Here is a 1,611-nt window from a genome sequence, read left to right on the forward strand (position 1 = left end):
CTCCTCGACCAGGCAGGCGAGATGACGCCGAGAGAGACCCGTGAACAGCCGATGCGCCAACACCGCCCGATTGACCATGATCACCACAGCGGGATCATGCCACCTGCCTGGCACGACGCCCCACCCGCTATCACGCACCAACTCGTTGCTGATCGTTTCAGAAGCAGATTCGCCGTTCATTGCACGGATCGCCGCATCGATCAGTTGTGGCCACCGCTCGGCAGATGGCATTCGTGCCATTGGCTTTACCCTCGCGCGTTGAACTCACGGCTGAAGCCAGCTGAATGGAATCAGGAGCGCTGATCCAGTCGACCCGCGCCCTGGCGCGTCAGCTGCTGTAGACGCCTACTTCGTGGAGGGAATAGCCCCACTTGGTGCCGCGCTTCAGGCCATGGATGCGTACGTAGCGGGCCGAAGCCGTTGTGAACTGCGCCGTGTCTAGGCCGCCGTCACCACCGGTCGTGGACCAGACGGACCGCCAATCCGTGCCGTCGGCCGAGACCTCGATCCGGTACGCCTTCCCGTAGGCGCGCTCCCAGTCGAGGACGACCCGCTTGACCGGTCTGGGCGCGCCGAGGTCGATCCGGAGCCACTGGTCGTCGCTCCAGTCGCTCGCCCAACGGGTGTTGGTCTCGCCGTCCACGGCCCGTCCGGGTGCATAGCTGGTGAACAGGCTCCACTCCGACGAGCTGGTCGAGGTGGAGGCTCCCGCGGCGAGGTTCACCCCAGCCTTGTGGTTCTCGGATGCCTTCCACGTGGCGAGGTAGGACTCGGCGCCCAGGAAGAGGTCGTCCACGACGTCCTGGCCGCCGGCGACGCGTATGTCCTCCAGCCAGTCCGGTACGAGGCCGTAGTGCGCGGCTCCGTCGGTGTTGATGTCTCAGGTGCGCTGTCCGGTGGTCTGGCGGTCGATGACGGCGCTGCCGTCGGCGCTGCGGAAGGGGTAGCGCACCGGGTTCGGTGTGTCAGCCCCGCGGGGGCCCGGCCAGCCGCCGACGCCGTTCATGTCGGTGCCGTAGCCGTACCCGACGCCGTACTTGTCGCGCAGGGCCTCCGTGCGCTTCGCCTCCGCGATGAAGACTTCCGAGCCGTTCATGTACTGGGCGATGAAACCGCCGAGACCGTAGACTTGCTCGGTCCAGTTGAGGTCCATCCAGCTGTGGGAGGAGATCACGCCGGGATACGACTCCGACTCGAGGATGTCGAGGGCACGGCCTGCGGCCTTGATGCTCATGTGGTCGATCTCCAGCATCATCCCGCGTTTGGTCATGCCGCGTACGGCGTACTCGCCGAGCTCAGTGAGCCTCTTTCATCCTGTGCCGTGGGGATGAAATGGGCTGGTCAGCGTGGTGGTGACGTGACGAAGCCCCTCGTCGTTGGTGTGGTGATCTCACTCAACACGCCGACGGCCGGGGGCTTCGTTGGTTCCGTATCCTTCCACGCTCGATGTCCCGTACGAGCTGGTCGAGCATGTCTCCTGGCTCGTCTACACCCGAAGGCGTGAACTTCGCACACACTGGCGGAAGTTGAGCTGCTTCAAGCAAGCGCTGCTGACGCTGGCCCATCCACGAAAGAACGAGACGTTCGCACAAGTCGGTGCCGGGTTCGGGG

At 65.0% G+C, this 1,611-nt stretch carries 1 protein-coding gene and 2 pseudogenes; 1 reads left to right on the forward strand and 2 read right to left on the reverse strand.

Annotated elements, in window-relative coordinates:
* Positions 1–231 (reverse strand): hypothetical protein (locus ACFWBT_RS42895; protein ID WP_385710246.1); only part of this gene is annotated, 231 nt, incomplete at its 3' end.
* 97 nt (positions 232–328) lie between these two features.
* Positions 329–1,303, reverse strand: a pseudogene (locus ACFWBT_RS42900) (discoidin domain-containing protein); the annotation flags it as partial.
* Positions 1,304–1,381: 78 nt separating this feature from the next.
* Between ACFWBT_RS42900 and ACFWBT_RS42905 the strand changes: the two are divergent.
* A pseudogene (locus tag ACFWBT_RS42905) lies at positions 1,382–1,611 on the forward strand (IS5/IS1182 family transposase); the annotation flags it as partial.

The sequence above is a fragment of the Streptomyces sp. NPDC060027 genome (genome assembly GCF_042737005.1).
Classification (GTDB): Bacteria; Actinomycetota; Actinomycetes; order Streptomycetales; family Streptomycetaceae; genus Streptomyces.